This window comes from Myroides odoratus (assembly GCF_001549985.1).
GTDB classification, from domain to species: domain Bacteria; phylum Bacteroidota; class Bacteroidia; order Flavobacteriales; family Flavobacteriaceae; genus Flavobacterium; species Flavobacterium odoratum_A.
Genome location: NZ_LROZ01000006.1, coordinates 36,743 through 54,982, shown reverse-complemented (window position 1 = coordinate 54,982; position 18,240 = coordinate 36,743). Strand labels below are relative to the sequence as shown.

The window sequence follows — 18,240 nt, the reverse complement described above, 5'->3', positions numbered from 1 at the left end:
ACCCTCAGAATTAAAATCTAAAACTACAGGTAATCACTTTTAAAATCTATCTATTTGCGACCACAAAACCGAATTAAATTCTCAAAACACGACTTCAAACCGTATTTTTAAGTAAATATTCACGAATTAAGAGAAAAATGACAATTCTTTAGCGAGATTTGACCTTTATTTAGAAGCTAACCTACTATACATTTGTTCCATCAAAACAAGAAAAAAAAAACACTTTAAAAAAAATAACAAAACGATGAAAACAACCTTCAAATTAGCATTAGTAGCCGCTTTATCTTTTATCAGTGTAACATCATTTGCTCAAGAGGGCAACAAAAAAAGTTCAAGCACTACCAACTTAAACGTTAATTTGTCAGATGTATACGAACTTAACGTAACAAATGCATCTGTAACTATCCCGATGAATACTGTTGAGCAGTTTCAAAAAGGAAGTACTTCTGGAGAATTAAAAAATCACTTAGAAGTAACAGCTACTCAAAAATACGAAATCAAAGTTGTAGCAAGTAGCGATTTAAACAACAGTGGTGTAACTATTCCAGTAAACACCGTAGAAGTAAGAATCAAAGGAAATACTAACTTAGCTGAGGGAGCAGGGCCAAACAATTTCACTGCGTCTCACAACATTGCACAATTAGCAACAACAGAAAGTACTCCTTTAATTACAACTTCAGCAGGTACTGCTAAAATGGGATATGCAGTTGAGTATGCTATTCCAGCAAGTCAAACTTCTGCTTATACAGATAAAAAAGAAGGAACTTACACTACAACAGTAACTTACAATTTATACGCATTATAATATAAAAAGCGCCCCCATTTTATCTACTGTTGCTCCTTCTTTGCAACAGTAGATTTTTTGTATCTGCTCCTTTCACTGGGTCACCATATGTTCAAACAAATCGCCTAAGTCGTGCCAAAAAATTGAGAAGTCTAGCTTCTATTTTGCATTTAAAGCCCTTATTTTAGAGAAATCTGCTTAATTAATTCGATTTTTTTTGCTAAATTTAACCTAGATAATTTGATACAATGCGAAACATATTAGCCCCTTTATTCCTGTTGTTTAGTTTTGTCCTATCTGCGCAAAATTCAGCTCAAAGTAACCTTAATGTTATTTTGAAACCCATCCAATCGATTAAAATTAACGATCAGCAACAGCATGTTAATTTATCTTTTGAAACAGTTGAAGATTATACCAAAGGAAAAATCAGTAATCAAGCAGATCACATCGAAGTGATGAGTAGTGGAACCTATGAAATACGCGTAGTTGCTCAAGCTCCTTTTATGCATGATGCCGATGAAATTCGAGTAGAACATATTGGACTCAACCCTAGCTTAGGTGCTATTGGTGATTTTAGAGATAATATTACACTTCTTCCCGTTTCGCTTTCTATGCGCGAACGCAATATGATCCAATCGAATGCAGGTGATGTAAAACGAACTTTTAATGTTTCGTACAAAATGAATGCCTCTGATGAATTATTAAATAAACCAGTAGGTACTTATAGTACTGTTATAACCTATACTATTTTATCTTTGTAACAATATACGTGTTTAAAAAAACTCTATTTATCTTAACTTTGTTACTTGCCACTTCTCCAATCTTAGCTCAAATTGGTTCTGCTAAGTCTAAAATTGTGCTCAATTTTCGAGAACAACAGTCGTTGGTAATTAGTCATCCTTCTGTTGACATAAACCTCAACAAAGGTGCTGAATACGCTAAAGGTGTAGAAACAGGTATGCTTAAAAATCACTTAATCATCCAATGTTCTACTCCTTACGAATTATCGGTACGTTCCATTAATGCCTATTTCCAATATGAAAATTCGCTTTCTGGTTTACCCGTATCCATCATTCGCATTAAACCGAATATTACCACATCTACAGCCTTGGATTTTCCGTTGCAACTACATCCCGTTGATCTAACCATTAATCCACAGCTTATGATTCAATCTAATAATAGAGGGAATAGTCAACAAATAGATGTCAATTATACAATACCCGTTCAAAATATTAGTCAAACATTAAATCAAAAAGCAGGAAGTTATCAAACTACAATTGTATATACTTTATTGCCCCATTAATTAATTGCTTTATAATGAGAAAATTATTTTATCTAGTCTTTCTTTTGAGTTCAATTGTTTCATTTGCGCAAGCGGGATTATCCATCTCACCTGGGAAAATGTATTTTCGCAATACTGCAGGTACAGTTGCTACACAAAAGGTACGTATTGCAAATCCCAATGATAAAGCAGTAGAAGTAGGGGTTTCATTAGGGGACTGGAATTATGATACCAACGGAAGTAACCACATTGCAGAAGCGAATACTTTGCGCAATTCTGCTTCTTCTTGGATTCAGGTCCTGCCTAATTCTTATTTTGTAATTGAGCCAAATGAAATTAAAGAGGTAGAGGTAATTTTGAACGTTCCTCAACAAGTAGATACTGACACACCTGTACACACAGCGATGATTTTCTTTACGCAGTTAAATCCAGGTAATGCAGTAGACGAAAACGGGGCAGCAATTAAGGTAACGGTTCGCATGGGATTAAAAGTCTATCATGCCAACCAGAATAATACAGAATCTGTAGAGATTACAAATTTAGAACCAAATAAAACGACAGAGGGCCAACGTGCGATTGATGTTTCGTTTCAAAATAATGGGTTATTGTGGAGTGATGGAAAAATCACAGCTACACTATTTGATCAACAAACAGGAGAAAAACAAGCCTTGAATACGCTTGATTTTTACAGCTTACCTGATGACTCGAGAAAACAATCTTTCCCTTTGCCGCAAGATTTAAAACCTGGCACTTACACTTTTATAGTACAATTGACTTATGGAAAGGACAATACTGTAAAAATAGCCGAACTTGATTTTACCCTATGAGTTTCAAACAAAAACTTTTTGTAGCACTTGCTTGTTGTTTGCATACTTTGATTTATGCACAATATGACCTCAATGTATATGATGGTGGACAATTAGTGCTAAACTCCTATAATGATTTAAAATTTGGCAAGTCAGAAGAACGACAAATTTCAGTTCAGTTTAGAAGAAATTTTAACGTGACTGCTCCTGCCAAATGGAAAATTACGGTTCGTCTACTCGATGATTATACCTTCGAAAATTATAGTGTTCCAGCAGAAAATTCGAGCTTAAGCATCAATAGACAAAGTGGTAATTTCAATCAAATTTCATTCAGCAGTATAGGACGAGATTTGCCTTTGAGTAAATTCCAAGAAAGTACTATTGTAGAAAGCACAACAGCCCTTCCTGAAGGGAATTATTACACCCTATCTTTTAACTTAGCCCTACGAGGAGGCGTGCATCTTTTGACCATTCCCAATGGCGTATACCGCAGTACCTATGAGTTTTCACTCTACGATACAACTTCAGGAAAAGATGTTTTACTCACCCGTAGAACTTCCTCACCTGGAGTTGCACGATTCCAAGTAAATTATGTAGGAAATCATGGGGATCAAGTGGCTGAATTGCGCAATGGAGCCAATGAATTTATTTTTAATTTTGACAGTCCAGAAGATATAGTAAAAGGTAAAAAAATCACCATTAACAATGCTTTATTTATTCGAAGCTATCAAGGGCATCAAGTACTAGTTAAAACGGCGGACAATCTATTATACAACACAACGATGTCTAATAGTATTCCTGTTTCTGTTTTAAAGCTAAGAGCCACATTAAACAATATTCAAGGCGGAAATGCTTCTGAGGTAACTTTATTTGGACCACTCTCCTTATCTGCTCAAGAACAGGCTTTGGCTTCTTTTCCGAGATGGAGTCAATCCATGTCCTACAATTTGGAATTGAGTATTCCTCCGAATACCAAAGAACTACAACAAGCAAGTGGAAGATATGAAACCTATCTTTATTTTATAATTGTTCCGAATTAATGGCTAAAAAGCTTTTTATCTTCTTTTTCTTTTTACTTGGTTCATCTTCGTTATGGGCACAGGGGGCTACTGTATTTTTAAAATTCACCTCCACTGCTTCTCAAGCGGATGAACTCGGTCATGTTACTGCTACATTAGAACTATCCAATTTAGGACAAGTTGCATGGACAGGAAATCTAGGGATAGAAAGCAATGCTAAATCCATTCGCATTTCGAGTTCGCCAACAAAAGTAGTGCGATTAAATCCGGGGCAAAAGATGTTTGTACCCGTTATTGCACAAGTAGACCAAAGTACTGCTATGGAGGGAAACTTATCCATTAAAGCTAAATTAACTGCTGATTTTGGTCCTTCTATTCCTTGGGTAGAACATCCCATTTTAATTCAAAAGAATCGACGCATACTACTTTTAAATGTAGAAAACCAACTTCAATTTCAACAAATTGGAGACAGTATCTATCTGAAAGCCTTAATTCAAAATAAAGGAAATACCACGGAGAACGTTCATTACATTCTAACTTTACCTGCTCAACTGTACAAAGACAAAACCTTAGCCTTTGATTTTGCTCTTCAGCCGCAAAACGACACGTTATTGTCCATTCAACAACGCATTACCAAAGAGGCTTTTAAACTGGAAGATTTCGATATAAGTGCAACTTTATTATATGAAAATGGCGATTTTATCGCTCGTACCAATTATGCTGTTAGTTCTCTAAAATCAAAACGACGCTATAAAGCAGAAGACCAAAATCTTGCCTATGCAGCACAATCCAACACGATAGAATTAAACCGTGTAATGGGACAAAACGTGCTGGGAGCTACACAATTAATTGGTTCAGCTACCTTACAATTTACAGAGAAAACGCAATTGGGATTAACTGGTGATTTAATCCATTGGGATAAAGAAAATAAGATGAATTTGCGTTATTTCCTCGCTGACTTTCAAACAGAAAAAGTGCAAGTACAAGCGGGTAATATTTTTCAATCGGGTGAGTTTTCTCAACAAGGACGTGGAATTCAAACGAATATTAAAGTTCGTGATTCACTTTATATCCAAGCGGGGTATTTAGATAAAACATATCTAATTACAGATCCCAATGATCGTTCTATTGGTTACAATACTTGGGTGGGATTCCAATCGCAAAAGAATCGTTGGAAACAAGCACAATTGTATTACGATGTCAACCATCGTTATGCAGAAAAGAAAATGTTAGCCTACAATAGCTTTACGTTGTGGAATAAACCAACCCTTCAAGCAGATTTAAATCAAGGAACCTCTTTGCTACAAGCGACTGAATCCAATCAATTGGGGCTTTTTGTTGGTTTAAACCTAGCTGCCAACTTCAATAGATACCAAGTACAACACAATAGTTTCTATAGCAGTCCTTATTATGCAGGTATGCGTCAAGGAGTTTCTCAAATAGCAACAACTATTCGCCGAAATTTTGACCGACACAGTGTTGGCCTTGTTCAGCATTTTATTGATTATGCACCAAAGTACAGTTATACCAATTCCTATAATGCCAAGCAACAATCCAATACGTTGGGGCTAAGCTATTCGTATCGATTTGCAACGAGTACCCTTGCTGTAAGTCCTCAATATGTCCATGAGAAACGCTATAACTACCATACAAGCGCTATGGAGGATTTGTATGCTATTCGCCTCAATACAGCCTTTACAAAAAGTAATTTTCTAAAAGGCTTGGGTTACAATGCATCTATTGATTTAGGAAATTACACGACAGAAACGGAACTACAAGAGCGCTTACATTATCGAATCAACGTAGGATTAAACTATAAATATTTCGATTTTGGGTTGAGCTATCAATACAATTACAACAACTTAAGTGAGCTTATTAATGCTTCTTATTACGACATGCAAACGCTAAACACCTATATCAACTTGATGGTTATGGCAAATTATAGACAGCGTTTTTTCAACAATCGCTTAGGCGTTCAATTCAGTAGTTACTATACGAATACAACTACAAGTGGTGATTTTTGGCAGTTTAATACCCGCATCGAATACAAGCTTAAAAAGGACTTTGATGTTTACATCACGAATTACAACAATTATGGGGGCTATTCTTCTAGTAATCAAACCAATTATGTGCAAGTAGGATTAATCAAACAATTAATTCCTTATAAATTCTATGAGAAATCCTATAATTTAAAAGTACTCGTGTACTATCAAGACGAAGACCAAACCCTAACCCCTGCGAACCATCGCATCGTGACCATCAACAACAAAGCCTTTGTTACTACCGATGAAGGAATTATTGAATACAAAAAACTACCGGCTAATACGTATACGATTCAAACACAAAATGACAAACACTGGTTTGCTCAAGTTGAAAAAATTCAATTGAATTCAGATGTGACTCATATTATTTATTTAAGACAAACAACTACCATAACAGGAAGTATTGCTTATGACTATACGGCAAATTCATTCTCCATCAACAAAAACCTAGCAGGACAACGTATAACAGCACAGAATACCCAAGGTGAAGTATTTACTACCTATACGTCTGATGAAGGGAAATACGCCTTTTATTTACCTAAAGGAGATTATATCTTAACCGTTTATCCAGAACATCAGAATCAGGTGGATGTCGTGGAAAATGCAGTTAAAATCAGTACGGCAGTAGGTGAATCGAAAGATATTTCCTTTACCTTGAAAATAAAAGAGAAAGAAGTACAGGTCAAAAAATTCAAAGCCGTTAGTTTCTAACCCTTCCATAAAGACTTTCCAACTTGAAAAGGTCTTTTTATTGCATCACGGTGTAGCATGACCCTCATTACAGTTGATCTTGTAGCTATTTACTGTTTTATCAATAGCAATCCACGCATCGTCTGCAACAATCTTAATGGAAAAAGTAATCAAGATACTTCCCTTACAAGGTTCTTCTGTTCTGGCAATTAATTCTACACCGCTGCTTTCATCGGCATTGAATACATAGGATCGCACCTTCATTTTATCTTTGCGTACCACCCATTCTTTTTCCATAAATACAAAATTCAGAATTTGATTGGGTTCGACTAACGTTGGATAGTTGTAGCGATACAAATCCGGCGAATAATTCACGCGATAACACGCTTGTGAGGTTCCATTATAACGCAGCGTTAGTCCCATGCCATCCCCTCGATTCACAAAGAAAGGCAGGATGCGATCTTTCCACAGGTAGACCTGGTATAAATACCCCCATTCCGTTTTTTGCTTTGGGTCAGCGTATTCCACAATAATAAATTCCCTTCCCTTGGTTGCGTCTGCCCAGGGTGTATGCTGATAATTTTCTGTATTAAAATCACCTGAAACTATTTTTTCTCCAAAGGTAACAGGCGTACTTGTTGTAACCGTATAAGGTTGTGTAAACTCCAACTTGCGCAAGACTTGGTCTGCTGTATATTTAGATTTCACAAGCGTTGGACTGAGCTGAGAACAAGAGGTAAAAGACATCCATACTACAAGAAAAAGAAGGTATATTTTTTTCATCATCACTATTTTATATTAGAAAAAAGAGACGACAATGTACCGAAAACCAATAAGTTGCAAAAATAAATTACGAAAGGCAATCAAACACAAACAGGCTTTTATTAAACAATTCGCATAAATATTTGAATACTGTAACGAATTTAGCCAGTATACTTATATAGAAGCATTACGCTATTACGCCTCATTTTTATCTTTAACTAGCGTATTAGGGCATAAAGATGAAACATAGACAAAAAAAAACAGTAGTAAACTACATTTACTACTGTTTTAAATTATAAGTGATAGATGATACTAGGTATCGCTTAGTCTACATTATCGTGTAAAAACGAGTTGTTTGATCTCAATTTAGGATCGTTATTCCCATCTACACCGAATGATATTCTAGACTTATTACTTTCATCATTTACATCTTCCAAATCAACTCCTTGGCGCTTATACGCTGGCTCTTTTTCTAAATCTGAATAATGAGCTGTTGAATTGTTAAACTTGTAATTGAAGTCTTTCATTTTTCTTCTTCGCTCTGCTGCTCTGCTTCTCAATGTGAATTCTTCAATACTCATTTCTGTTGGGTTCATCTCGTCATAATCTTCTGTAGAAGCTTCTACTTCCACTTTATTTACAACTGGAGTTCCTTCTGCACGTACAGAAAATTTAAATTCTTCTGCAATTTCTTCTGTGTGATTCACTACTGGTTTAGCTAAAGATAACTCTTCTTCTTTATCCATGTAGTCCTCTAAAGAAAAACGAATAATTTCTTCTTTTTTTGCCGCAGATTGAGCTATTGCATCATTTGCATGTCCTACTACTTCAGCAGCAGATACTTCCATTTCAGCTAGTTCTTCATCAAAATGGTATACAATTGGTGCAGCTACTTCTTGTTTTTTAGGCGTAACAATGACAAACTCAGGGTCAATTACTTGAATATCTCTGATGTCTTTTTGTTTGGAAGCCATCGGATCCTGTTGGTTGTGCTCTTGTGTTCTTTCTTCTGCTTTTGGCGTTACAATTTCGAAGAATACATCTAAGTTAGAAGCATCTACTGATTTTCTTTCAAATACAACCTCATCAACTTCCCCTACAGGTTGTGTGGGAGTTGTTGGTCCTCCGAAATCATCATCGTCATCTCCTTCTTCATAATCATCCTCTAACGTAAAAACTTTTCTAGTTTCTATCTCGTAATTTACTTCTTCTTTTTCCACCGCAAGCTCGCTTGTTTCTGGAGTAGAAACGCGCAAAGGTTGATCCGGTGTAGTAAATCCATAAGAAGACACAGCCGCTGTTTGCGTTAAATCGCGTACTACTTTTTGTTCTTCTTCTAAGGTGTGAATAATCACTTTTGGTTCAGATGAATTTACAATACTTTTTTGCTGCTCGTAATTAAATCCCGTAGCAATAATAGTAACTGAAATTGCTTCACCTAATGATTCATCTTCACCAACCCCCATAATGATATTTGCATTATGACCGGCTTCGGTTTGGATGTGATCATTGATTTCACCAATTTCATCAATTGTAATTTCATTTGTTCCAGAAACAATTAATAACAATACGTTTTTAGCACCTGAAATTTTATTGTCATTAAGCAATGGAGAATCTAACGCATCAATAATCGCATCTTTTGCTCTATTGTCTCCTGATGCTGTACCTGATCCCATAATAGCTGTACCACTATCAGACAATACTGTTTTCGCATCTTTCAAGTCAATATTTTGCGTATAGTGGTGCGTAATAACTTCAGCGATACCACGAGCAGCAGTTGACAATACCTCATCTGCTTTGGAGAAGCCCGCCTTAAAGCCTAAGTTTCCATATACTTCACGTAATTTATTATTGTTGATTACGATTAGAGAATCCACTTGTTTTCTCAATCGATCAACTCCTCTTAACGCTTGTTCTTGACGTACTTTCCCTTCAAATTGGAAAGGAATCGTCACGATACCTACCGTTAATATATCTCTTTCTTTTGATAGTTGTGCAATGACAGGAGCAGCACCTGTTCCTGTACCTCCACCCATACCCGCAGTGATGAACACCATCTTGGTATTGGTATCTAGCATTTTCTCAATTTCTTCTATACTCTCTAAAGCAGATTGTTGTCCAACTTCTGGGTTTGCACCCGCACCTAGTCCTTCCGTTAGGTTAACCCCTAACTGAATTTTATTAGGAACTGAACTATTCTCTAAGGCTTGTGAATCCGTGTTACAAACGATGAAATCAACGCCTTTAATTCCCTGCTTAAACATGTGATTGATTGCGTTACTTCCTCCGCCACCTACACCAATTACCTTGATAACGTTTGATTGGTTCTTAGGCATATCAAACTTTATTCCTCCGAAATCTGTATTCTCCATATACGTATCGTTTTATTATTCTTGCTTTTCAATAAATTCTTTAATTTTTCTAAAAAAGTTCCCTATGAAACTACTTTCGAAGCGATCTGCTGTACTTGTACTTGGCTGTCCTTCGCTTTGTTCTTCCTTAGGTTGTGAGACCGTTTCAACACGAGGTTGAATGACGCGCTCAACAGGCTCTTTTGGTGTATTTACCACTTCTTCTTCAGGAGAAGTATACACGACCTTTCGCTCTTCTGGTTTTGATTCAACTTTTGTTTCAACCGCTTTTAATTCTTCTACTGAAACAGCACCTCTTTTGCGGTGTTTTTCACTTTCCATTACCAATCCAACTCCCGTTGCATATAATGGACTTGAAACTTCTAAGCTTGAATCCCCAGCTAAATGCTCATTTGGATATCCAATACGGGTATCAATACCTGTAATATATTCGACTAATTGTTTAATGTGTTTGAGTTCTGATCCTCCTCCTGTTAAAACAATTCCTGCGATTAATTTTTTCTGTGGATTTTCATATCCATAACTCTTAATCTCTGAAAAAACCAATTGAATAATTTCTTCAACGCGAGCATTTATAATCTTCGAAAGATTTTTTAAAGAAATTTCTTTGGGTTCTTTTCCTCGCAAACCTGGAATTGAAACAATTTCATTATCCTTGTTTTCTCCTGGCCATGCAGAACCGAATTTTACTTTTAGAATCTCTGCTTGACGTTCAATAATCGAACATCCTTCTTTGATATCTTCTGTAATTACGTTTCCTCCAAAAGGTACTACAGCAGTATGGCGGATAATTCCATCTTTAAAAATAGCTAAATCCGTTGTTCCTCCTCCTATATCAATCAAAGCAACTCCTGCTTCTTTCTCCTCCTGGCTCAGTACTGCTTCTGCAGATGCTAAAGGTTCTAACGTAATCCCTGCTAGTTCAAGGCCTGCATCTTTGATACAACGTCCAGCGTTTTTAATTAAAGCTGCTTGACCTACAACTACATGAAACGTAGCTTCTAATCGACTACCATACATTCCTACCGGTTCTTTAATTCCCGGTTCTCCATCTATTTTAAATTCTTGTGGTAAAACATGAATAATCTCTTCTCCTGGCAACATACTCAATTTCTGCACCTGATTAATCAACTGTTCAATATCTTTATCTCCAATTACCTCATCAGGATTTGGACGACTAATATAATCACTGTGTTGAATACTTCTGATGTGTTGACCAGCAATACCCACTACAACATTCTTAATCTTATACCCTGCTTGAGTTTCAGCATCTGCCACCGCATGTTGAATCGATTGAATGGTTTGTGTAATATTGTTCACCACTCCTCTTTTCACACCCAAACTCTTTGCTTTTCCCAAGCCTAAGATTTCGAGCTTCCCGTATTCATTTTTTTTACCAATCATTGCAACAATCTTCGTTGTCCCAATGTCTAAACCAACAGCTATATTTTCTTTTTCCATACTCAATTTTTATTTTGAACACACCACTTGTTGGGTAAATTTCAGATTGATCTTTTTATAACTATCTATATCTATATTCTCATTCATCGCATACTGTATAAAAGCTTTGTAATTCATAAGTTTTCGTTCCATTTCATTGAAACTTCCAAACAAAATTTGAAACTTATTTACTCGACTTTTTAAATAAATCCCCTCATCAGGTTCAATAGTAATTCCAGTGATTTCTTGCTTTAAAAATTCATCCCCATTAATAACGTCCAACATGCTTTTTAACTCGCCTTGCATTTCATTCTTAATGTTTCCTTCAACTAGTATTACGCGTTCCGCATAATTATCAGATAAAGGCATTCGATTTCCATTTTCATCCAAATAATACGACTCTACTTCTCCCACCACGCGTCCAATCGCTTTTTTTTGATTGACTTCAACTTTTAAAACCCCATCAATGGTTACATATACCTCAGCTTCTTTGATCAGCTTATTTTGCAATACTCCTTTTTCTAAAATATTTAAATCAACTGTCGTTCGATCTTGAGCTATAATATTACCGCTTTTATTTGTTACAATATCTTTTACATCACTAGAAGTTACAAAATGTGTTTCTTCTCCTTTAAAAATAATATCTACTCCTTTTAAGTTTCGATGTGTGCTTCGGTCATTGCTAAAAGAATATAAAAACAATAAGACTCCTAGCATCATCAAAATGCGCAAATCTGACCATTTTATTTTCTTCAACAATTTTTTCATTTTTTTTTATTTTCCTTCTAAAGCTATTTTTATGTCTTGCACCATTTCTCCAATATCACCTGCTCCAATAGTCAGGATGATTTCAGCATCTGATGCTTTTAAATGTGTAATTAATTCCTCTTTAGCAACCAACTGCTTTTCTTTTGATGTTAATTGCTCCAACAATTTTGCCGAGGTTACTCCCTCGATAGGCAATTCGCGCGCAGGATAAATATCCAACAATATCACATTGTCAAATGTAGATAAAGCGGCTGCAAATTCATCCATAAAATCTCTTGTTCTACTGTACAAGTGTGGTTGAAATACAGCTACAATCTTCTTATCTCCGTGCATTTCGTGAACGCCCTGACTTGCAGCTTTGATTTCTGTTGGATGATGGGCATAATCATCAATGTAAATCAAATCTTCTCGTCTAATTTTATACGAGAATCTTCGGCGTACACCGCGGAAGCTTTTCAACCCTTCGACCAACTTTTGTGTATCTACTCCATAGTCACTCGCCATAGCAAAAGCCATTAGCGCATTGGATAAATTATGTCTTCCTGGTAGACCAAAAGAAACATTGTGAATCGTTTCCTTCGGTGTTACGATATCAAATACATACCATCCGTTTACAACTTTGATGTCTTTTGCTTGATAGCTACAATCCGATCCGAATCCGACTTGGATTCCAGCTAAGTCAACCGCTTCAGTAACAAATAATTTATTTGCTTCAGGTAAACGTTGCGCAAAATCTTTAAAAGCAACCAACATTTCTTCTGCCGTTCCAAATATATCCAAATGATCCGCTTCTGTTGAAGTGATACAGGCTACATTGGGAAACAGTCGCAAAAAAGAACGATCAAATTCATCCGCCTCTACTACTGTAACTGTTTTACCGCTTCCAATCAAGTTGGTTTGGTAGTTTTCAACTACGCCCCCTACAAATGCAGTAACATCCAATCCTGCTTGAAATAACAAATGTCCTAAGATACTTGTCGTTGTCGTTTTACCATGGGTACCAGCTACTGCAAAACAGTAGGTATCTTTGGTAATAATTCCCAATACTTCTGAACGTTTCTTGATTTCAAATTGATTTGATTTGAAATAATTCCATTCTGAATGTTCTTGTGGAACTGCAGGAGTAACTACAACTAACGTTGAAGCTACGTCTTTATAATTTGCACGAATTAAGTCTACATTATCTTCATAGTGAATCTCAATTCCTGCGGCTTCTAATTCTTGTGTCAATTGCGTAGATACTTTATCGTATCCTGCTACTTCTTTTCCAATGAACTTAAAATAACGAGCCAAAGCACTCATACCTATGCCTCCTATTCCTATAAAATATACGCTCTTAATGCTATTTATATCCATTTCTTACTTCTTCATTAATTCTACGATCTGATCTACTATATCTTTTGTTGCTTGGGGCAAAGCTAAAGTTCTGAAGTTTTGTCCCAGCTCCATTTGTTTTTCTTTATTGTTAAACAAGTCTTTGAACGTCTCGACAAACGTTTCTGCTAACTCGCTTTCTTTTATCAAAAGTGCGGCATCTTGTTCGACGATGCTTCTTGCATTTTTGGTTTGGTGATCTTCTGCTACATTAGGTGACGGAATAAAAATAACTGCTTTTCCTACCAATGCCAGCTCTGATACAGATGAAGCACCTGCACGAGAAATAATGCTATCTGCTGCGGCATATGCCAAATCCATGCGGTCTAAAAACGCGCGAACTTTTACTTCTGCCGATTCGTATTGCTTATACTCCTCGTAGTAGAATTTCCCACATTGCCAAATCAACTGTATGCCCATTTCTTTAAATAATGGCAGTTGTTCTTCGATCAATTGATTAATTCTACGTGCACCTAAACTCCCTCCTAAAACCAATAGCGTACTTTTTGATTGATCCAATCCAAAATAGGCCATGGCTTCTTCTCTTTTTGATGCCACATCAAGTAATCCTTGACGAACAGGATTTCCTGTTTTTATTATTTTGTGCTTGGGGAAGAATTGTTCCAATCCATCATACGCCACACAAATCTTATCTACTTCTTTTCCCAAGAGTTTATTCGTAATACCAGGAAACGAATTTTGCTCTTGAACAAGGGTTGGAATTCCTTTTCCTGCAGCTACTTTTACCACAGCTCCACTAGCGAATCCTCCTGTGCCAATAACGACATCCGGTTGAAATTGCTTGACAATTTTTCTGGACTTCTTTAAGCTACTTAATAACTTGAAAGGAAACATCAAATTGTCAAGGGTCAATTTGCGTTGAATACCAGAAATCCACAATCCTTCGATGGGATATCCAGCTTCAGGCACACGTTGCATTTCCATTTTTCCTTCTGCCCCTACAAAAAGAATATCGGCTTCAGGAAATCTCACTTTCAATTCATCGGCTATTGCCAATGCAGGAAAGATATGCCCTCCTGTTCCTCCTCCACTTACAATAAACTTTGGTTTACGTTCCATTTGCTTTTATTCTTCTATACTATTTTTTTCTAATCGTTCAATATGTAAATCATGTAGCATTTCTTGTTCCAATGCTTCTTCTTCTTTTTTCTTTTGTTCTTCGGCTTGTATCTCTGCTTCTTTCTTGGTTACACTCAAGATTACTGCAATAGCGAAACACGTCATCCAAATAGCGGTACCTCCACTACTTACTAGTGGTAATGCTTGTCCTGTTGTAGGCAAAAGCGAAACTGCTACGCCCATATTAATTAATGCCTGAAAGATGAGATAGAATCCCAATCCAGCAACTAATAATTTTCCAAAGAGCGTGGGGGCCTTATGTACCGCAATTAAAAAGCGATAAAACAGCAAAAGATAAATGCCTAAGATCGTTAATCCTCCGAACAATCCCCATTCTTCAACGATGATGGCATAGATAAAATCCGAAGACGACTGAGGTAAAAAATTTTTCAATACACTTTTACCAGGTCCTACTCCAAATAACCCTCCATTCGCAATGGCCATCTTTGCATTTTCTACTTGATACAAATCGCGTGTTCCATCATCAGGTCCGGTAAAGCGGTCAATACGACTAATCCAAGTATCCACACGATTGGGAAATGCCCCTGGAAAAGCTTTGGCCACTAAAACAAACAAGAGCATTCCACAAGCGCCAATTCCGATGATGGTCATTAAGTATTTAAAAGGATATTTTCCAATAAATACCAGTACACAGACCATACAAAAGATTAAAGCAGCGGTAGAGAAGTTAGCCGGTAAAATCAATCCTATGATTACTAATACGGGAACCCATAATTGCCAAAAGGATGTTTTAAAGGACACTACTTCATCTTTAATGCCAGTGAGGTATTGCGCTACATACATCAGCAAGATAATTGCTGCTGTAGAAGAAGGTTGAAACTGCCCCAATAAGGGAATCTTCAGCCATCTACTTGCATTCGCACCTCCAATTGTATTTCCTTTCAACAAGGTGTACAATAAGATCAATGCAATAATAGGCATACCAATAATGGCTATCTTCCGAAAGAGTGCATAATCTCTTTTGTGAAAATACCACATGATGCAAATTCCAATAAATAAATGAACGAAATGTCGAAACAAGTAATCAGTTGTTGCCTTTCCCGTTCCGATGGTATAAACTAGATTCGTACTTGCACTATAAACGGGTAAAAAAGAAAGCATGGCCAATAAAATTGCTAATGCCCATATAATCTTATCTCCGTGTAATAATGAAAGTAATTTTTTCATCATCTACCTCTAATTTATCTATTGTTATAATTTCATTACTTCCTCCTTGAACTGTCTTCCTCTATCTTCATAGCTGGTAAACAAATCAAAACTCGCACAAGCGGGTGATAGTAAAACAGTATCTCCCCCCTCAGCTAAAGCTTTTGCCTGAATAACTGCATCATGCATCGATTGTACTTCTACTAGATCATCTACAACCTTTTCATATGCTGCTTTTATTTTTTGGTTATCAATACCCAAACAAACAATTGCTTTTACCTTTTCACGTACTAAAGGCATCAACTCATCATAGTCATTCCCTTTGTCAACACCTCCAACAATCCAAACGGTTGGCGTTTTCATGCTTTCTAAAGCGAAGAAAGTAGCGTTGACATTAGTTGCTTTCGAATCGTTAATATATTGAACGTTTTCTAATTTCAGCACTTTTTCTAAACGATGTTCAACTCCTTGAAAATCTGACAAACTTTCACGTATTACATTTTTTCGAATTCGCTTTAACTGTGCTATTGTTGTTGCTGCCATAACATTTTTTAAGTTGTGCATCCCTTCGAGAGCCACTTCCTTAATAGGTAATACAAATTTTTCATCACTCATATTCACTATAATTTTATCATCTTCCACATAGGCCCCTTCTTCTAGTTTATGTTTAATAGAAAAAGGTAATTTATGTGCTTTTACCTCATGTTCGCTCAACCATTTCTGAATCTCAACATCGTCATAATCATAAATCAAATAATCCTCTTCGGTTTGATTCATCGTAATTCGAAACTTTGAAGCGATATAATTCTCATATTTATAGTCGTATCGATCTAAATGATCTGGACTAATATTAGTGATTACTGCAATATGGGGTCTGTAGGTTTCGATACCATCTAATTGAAAACTACTCAACTCCAAAACATAACATTTTGCAGGATCCACCTTAACTTGCTCCGCATAACTTTGACCAATATTTCCACCTAAACCAACATTTAATCCACCGCGGTGTAATACATGATACGTTAACATCGTAGTTGTCGTCTTTCCATTACTTCCCGTAATAGCAACCGACAACGCGTCATTAAAAGGATAAGCAAACTCTATTTCAGAAATTACTTTGATTCCCTCTGCTACAATTTTTTTTACGATTGGCGCTTTATCTGGAATTCCAGGGCTTTTTACAACTACATCTGCATTTAATATCTTCGCTTCTGTATGTTGCTGTTCTTCCCAATCGATATGATGATGTATAAGAACTTCTTTATATTTTTCTTGGATGATTCCATAATCTGAAACGAAAGCGTCATATCCTTTTTCAACAGCTAATAAAGCTGTTCCAACGCCACTTTCTCCTCCTCCTAAAATAACCACTCTCATGTCTTATCTCAGTTTTAATGAAATCACACAGAATACACCTAAAAGAATAGCGATAATCCAAAAACGAGTAACGATTTTACTTTCATGGTATCCTTTCTTTTGAAAATGGTGATGCAGGGGTGACATTAAAAATATTCGCCTTCCTTCGCCATATTTCTTTTTCGTGTATTTAAAATAACTTACTTGCAATACTACTGATAATGTTTCTGCGAAAAACACGGCACATAGTACTGGAATCAATAATTCCTTGCGCACTGCTATAGCTAATACTGCAATAATTCCTCCAATGGTTAAACTTCCTGTATCGCCCATAAATACTTGAGCGGGAAACGTATTATACCACAAGAAACCAATCAATGCTCCAATAAATGCGGAGACAAAGACGGTCATTTCCCCTGAATTGGGGATATACATGATATCGAGGTAATTGGCAAAAATTACGTTCCCCGATATAAAGGCAAAAATACCCAACACAAAAGTGGATATTGCAGAAGTACCGGCGGCTAAGCCGTCTATTCCATCTGTTAAATTCGCCCCATTAGATACCGCAGTTACGATAAAAATTACAATGGGAATAAAGATTAACCAAGCATAATCCTGCGCGCCCTCTCCCATCCAACTGATTAACATACTGTAATCAAACTCGTTATTCTTAAAGAAAGGAATTGTTGTTGCAGTAGATTTTACATCGTATTGACTTATCGCCACTTCACTTAGCATGTGTTTGGCTGGTACTTCACGAACTGTAACCGCTGGACTGAAATATAAAACTGCTCCAACAATAAGTCCTAAACCAACTTGGCCCACCACTTTAAATCGTCCTTTTAGTCCTTCTTTATCTTTCTTAAATACTTTAATATAATCATCTAAGAACCCAATAGCTCCCATCCAAATGGTTGTCAAAATAAGTAACAACACATAGATATTATCTAATTTCGCAAACAATAATACAGGGATTAAAGTTGCAATAATGATGATAACACCACCCATTGTTGGGGTACCTGATTTTTCTTTTTGTCCTTCTAAACCTAGTTCTCTAACTGTTTCTCCAATTTGCATTTTTCTCAAACGCGAGATAATTCGCTTTCCGTAAATAATGGAGATCAGCAAAGAGAAAATCATCGCCATACCTGAACGAAACGTAATATACTGGAACACCCCTGCTCCAGGTATCTTGAAAAAACTCTCTAAGTATTGAAATACGTAATACAACATAA

Annotated in this window: 15 protein-coding genes; 6 read left to right on the top strand and 9 right to left on the bottom strand. The window is 36.4% G+C overall.

Going from position 1 to position 18,240, the window contains the following annotated elements; all coding sequences use genetic code 11:
- Positions 1–244: 244 nt before the first annotated feature.
- The 6 genes from AWV75_RS08325 (at position 245) to AWV75_RS08300 (ending at position 6,644) form a co-directional block, all read left to right on the top strand.
- Complete coding sequence (locus tag AWV75_RS08325; protein WP_002987670.1) at positions 245–805, top strand: hypothetical protein; 561 nt, start codon at positions 245–247, stop codon at positions 803–805.
- Positions 806–1,032: 227 nt separating this feature from the next.
- A complete protein-coding gene (locus tag AWV75_RS08320; protein ID WP_060873946.1) occupies positions 1,033–1,545 on the top strand; it encodes a hypothetical protein in 513 nt (170 codons plus the stop codon).
- Between the two features lie 8 nt (positions 1,546–1,553).
- Positions 1,554–2,087: a hypothetical protein gene (locus AWV75_RS08315; protein WP_060873945.1), complete on the top strand. Its 534-nt coding sequence runs from the start codon at positions 1,554–1,556 to the stop codon at positions 2,085–2,087.
- A 14-nt stretch (positions 2,088–2,101) separates the two neighbouring features.
- Complete coding sequence (locus tag AWV75_RS08310; protein WP_060873944.1) at positions 2,102–2,893, top strand: hypothetical protein; 792 nt, start codon at positions 2,102–2,104, stop codon at positions 2,891–2,893.
- Positions 2,890–3,912, top strand: coding sequence for a hypothetical protein (locus AWV75_RS08305; protein ID WP_060873943.1), 1,023 nt, complete (start codon positions 2,890–2,892; stop codon positions 3,910–3,912). The genes AWV75_RS08310 and AWV75_RS08305 overlap by 4 nt, the downstream gene beginning before the upstream one ends.
- The gene (locus AWV75_RS08300; RefSeq protein WP_060873942.1) at positions 3,912–6,644 is read left to right on the top strand and encodes a hypothetical protein; all 2,733 of its coding nucleotides are present in this window, start codon (positions 3,912–3,914) and stop codon (positions 6,642–6,644) included. Before AWV75_RS08305 ends, AWV75_RS08300 begins: the two co-directional genes overlap by 1 nt.
- Before the next feature lie 45 nt (positions 6,645–6,689).
- On the opposite strand, the gene AWV75_RS08295 is transcribed toward AWV75_RS08300, so the two are convergent.
- The 9 genes from AWV75_RS08295 to mraY form a co-directional block, all read right to left on the bottom strand.
- A complete protein-coding gene (locus tag AWV75_RS08295) occupies positions 6,690–7,406 on the bottom strand; it encodes a hypothetical protein (RefSeq protein WP_060873941.1) in 717 nt (238 codons plus the stop codon).
- A 302-nt stretch (positions 7,407–7,708) separates the two neighbouring features.
- On the bottom strand, positions 7,709–9,757 hold the full coding sequence (gene ftsZ, locus AWV75_RS08290; protein WP_060873940.1) for a cell division protein FtsZ: 2,049 nt from the start codon (positions 9,755–9,757) through the stop codon (positions 7,709–7,711).
- Positions 9,758–9,772: 15 nt separating this feature from the next.
- A complete protein-coding gene (ftsA, locus tag AWV75_RS08285; protein ID WP_060873939.1) occupies positions 9,773–11,218 on the bottom strand; it encodes a cell division protein FtsA in 1,446 nt (481 codons plus the stop codon).
- A 9-nt stretch (positions 11,219–11,227) separates the two neighbouring features.
- Positions 11,228–11,965, bottom strand: a complete 738-nt coding sequence (locus tag AWV75_RS08280) for a cell division protein FtsQ/DivIB (RefSeq protein WP_060873938.1) — start codon at positions 11,963–11,965, stop codon at positions 11,228–11,230.
- A 6-nt stretch (positions 11,966–11,971) separates the two neighbouring features.
- Positions 11,972–13,321 (bottom strand): UDP-N-acetylmuramate--L-alanine ligase, encoded by a 1,350-nt coding sequence (murC, locus tag AWV75_RS08275; protein ID WP_060873937.1) that lies wholly within the window; start codon positions 13,319–13,321, stop codon positions 11,972–11,974.
- Between the two features lie 3 nt (positions 13,322–13,324).
- A complete protein-coding gene (gene murG, locus AWV75_RS08270; RefSeq protein ID WP_060873936.1) occupies positions 13,325–14,419 on the bottom strand; it encodes an undecaprenyldiphospho-muramoylpentapeptide beta-N-acetylglucosaminyltransferase in 1,095 nt (364 codons plus the stop codon).
- A 6-nt stretch (positions 14,420–14,425) separates the two neighbouring features.
- Positions 14,426–15,667 (bottom strand): FtsW/RodA/SpoVE family cell cycle protein, encoded by a 1,242-nt coding sequence (locus AWV75_RS08265; RefSeq protein ID WP_060874060.1) that lies wholly within the window; start codon positions 15,665–15,667, stop codon positions 14,426–14,428.
- A 24-nt stretch (positions 15,668–15,691) separates the two neighbouring features.
- The gene (murD, locus tag AWV75_RS08260; RefSeq protein ID WP_060873935.1) at positions 15,692–17,023 is read right to left on the bottom strand and encodes a UDP-N-acetylmuramoyl-L-alanine--D-glutamate ligase; all 1,332 of its coding nucleotides are present in this window, start codon (positions 17,021–17,023) and stop codon (positions 15,692–15,694) included.
- A gap of 3 nt (positions 17,024–17,026) precedes the next feature.
- On the bottom strand, positions 17,027–18,238 hold the full coding sequence (gene mraY, locus AWV75_RS08255) for a phospho-N-acetylmuramoyl-pentapeptide-transferase (RefSeq protein ID WP_060873934.1): 1,212 nt from the start codon (positions 18,236–18,238) through the stop codon (positions 17,027–17,029).
- Between the last annotated feature and the right edge of the window lie 2 nt (positions 18,239–18,240).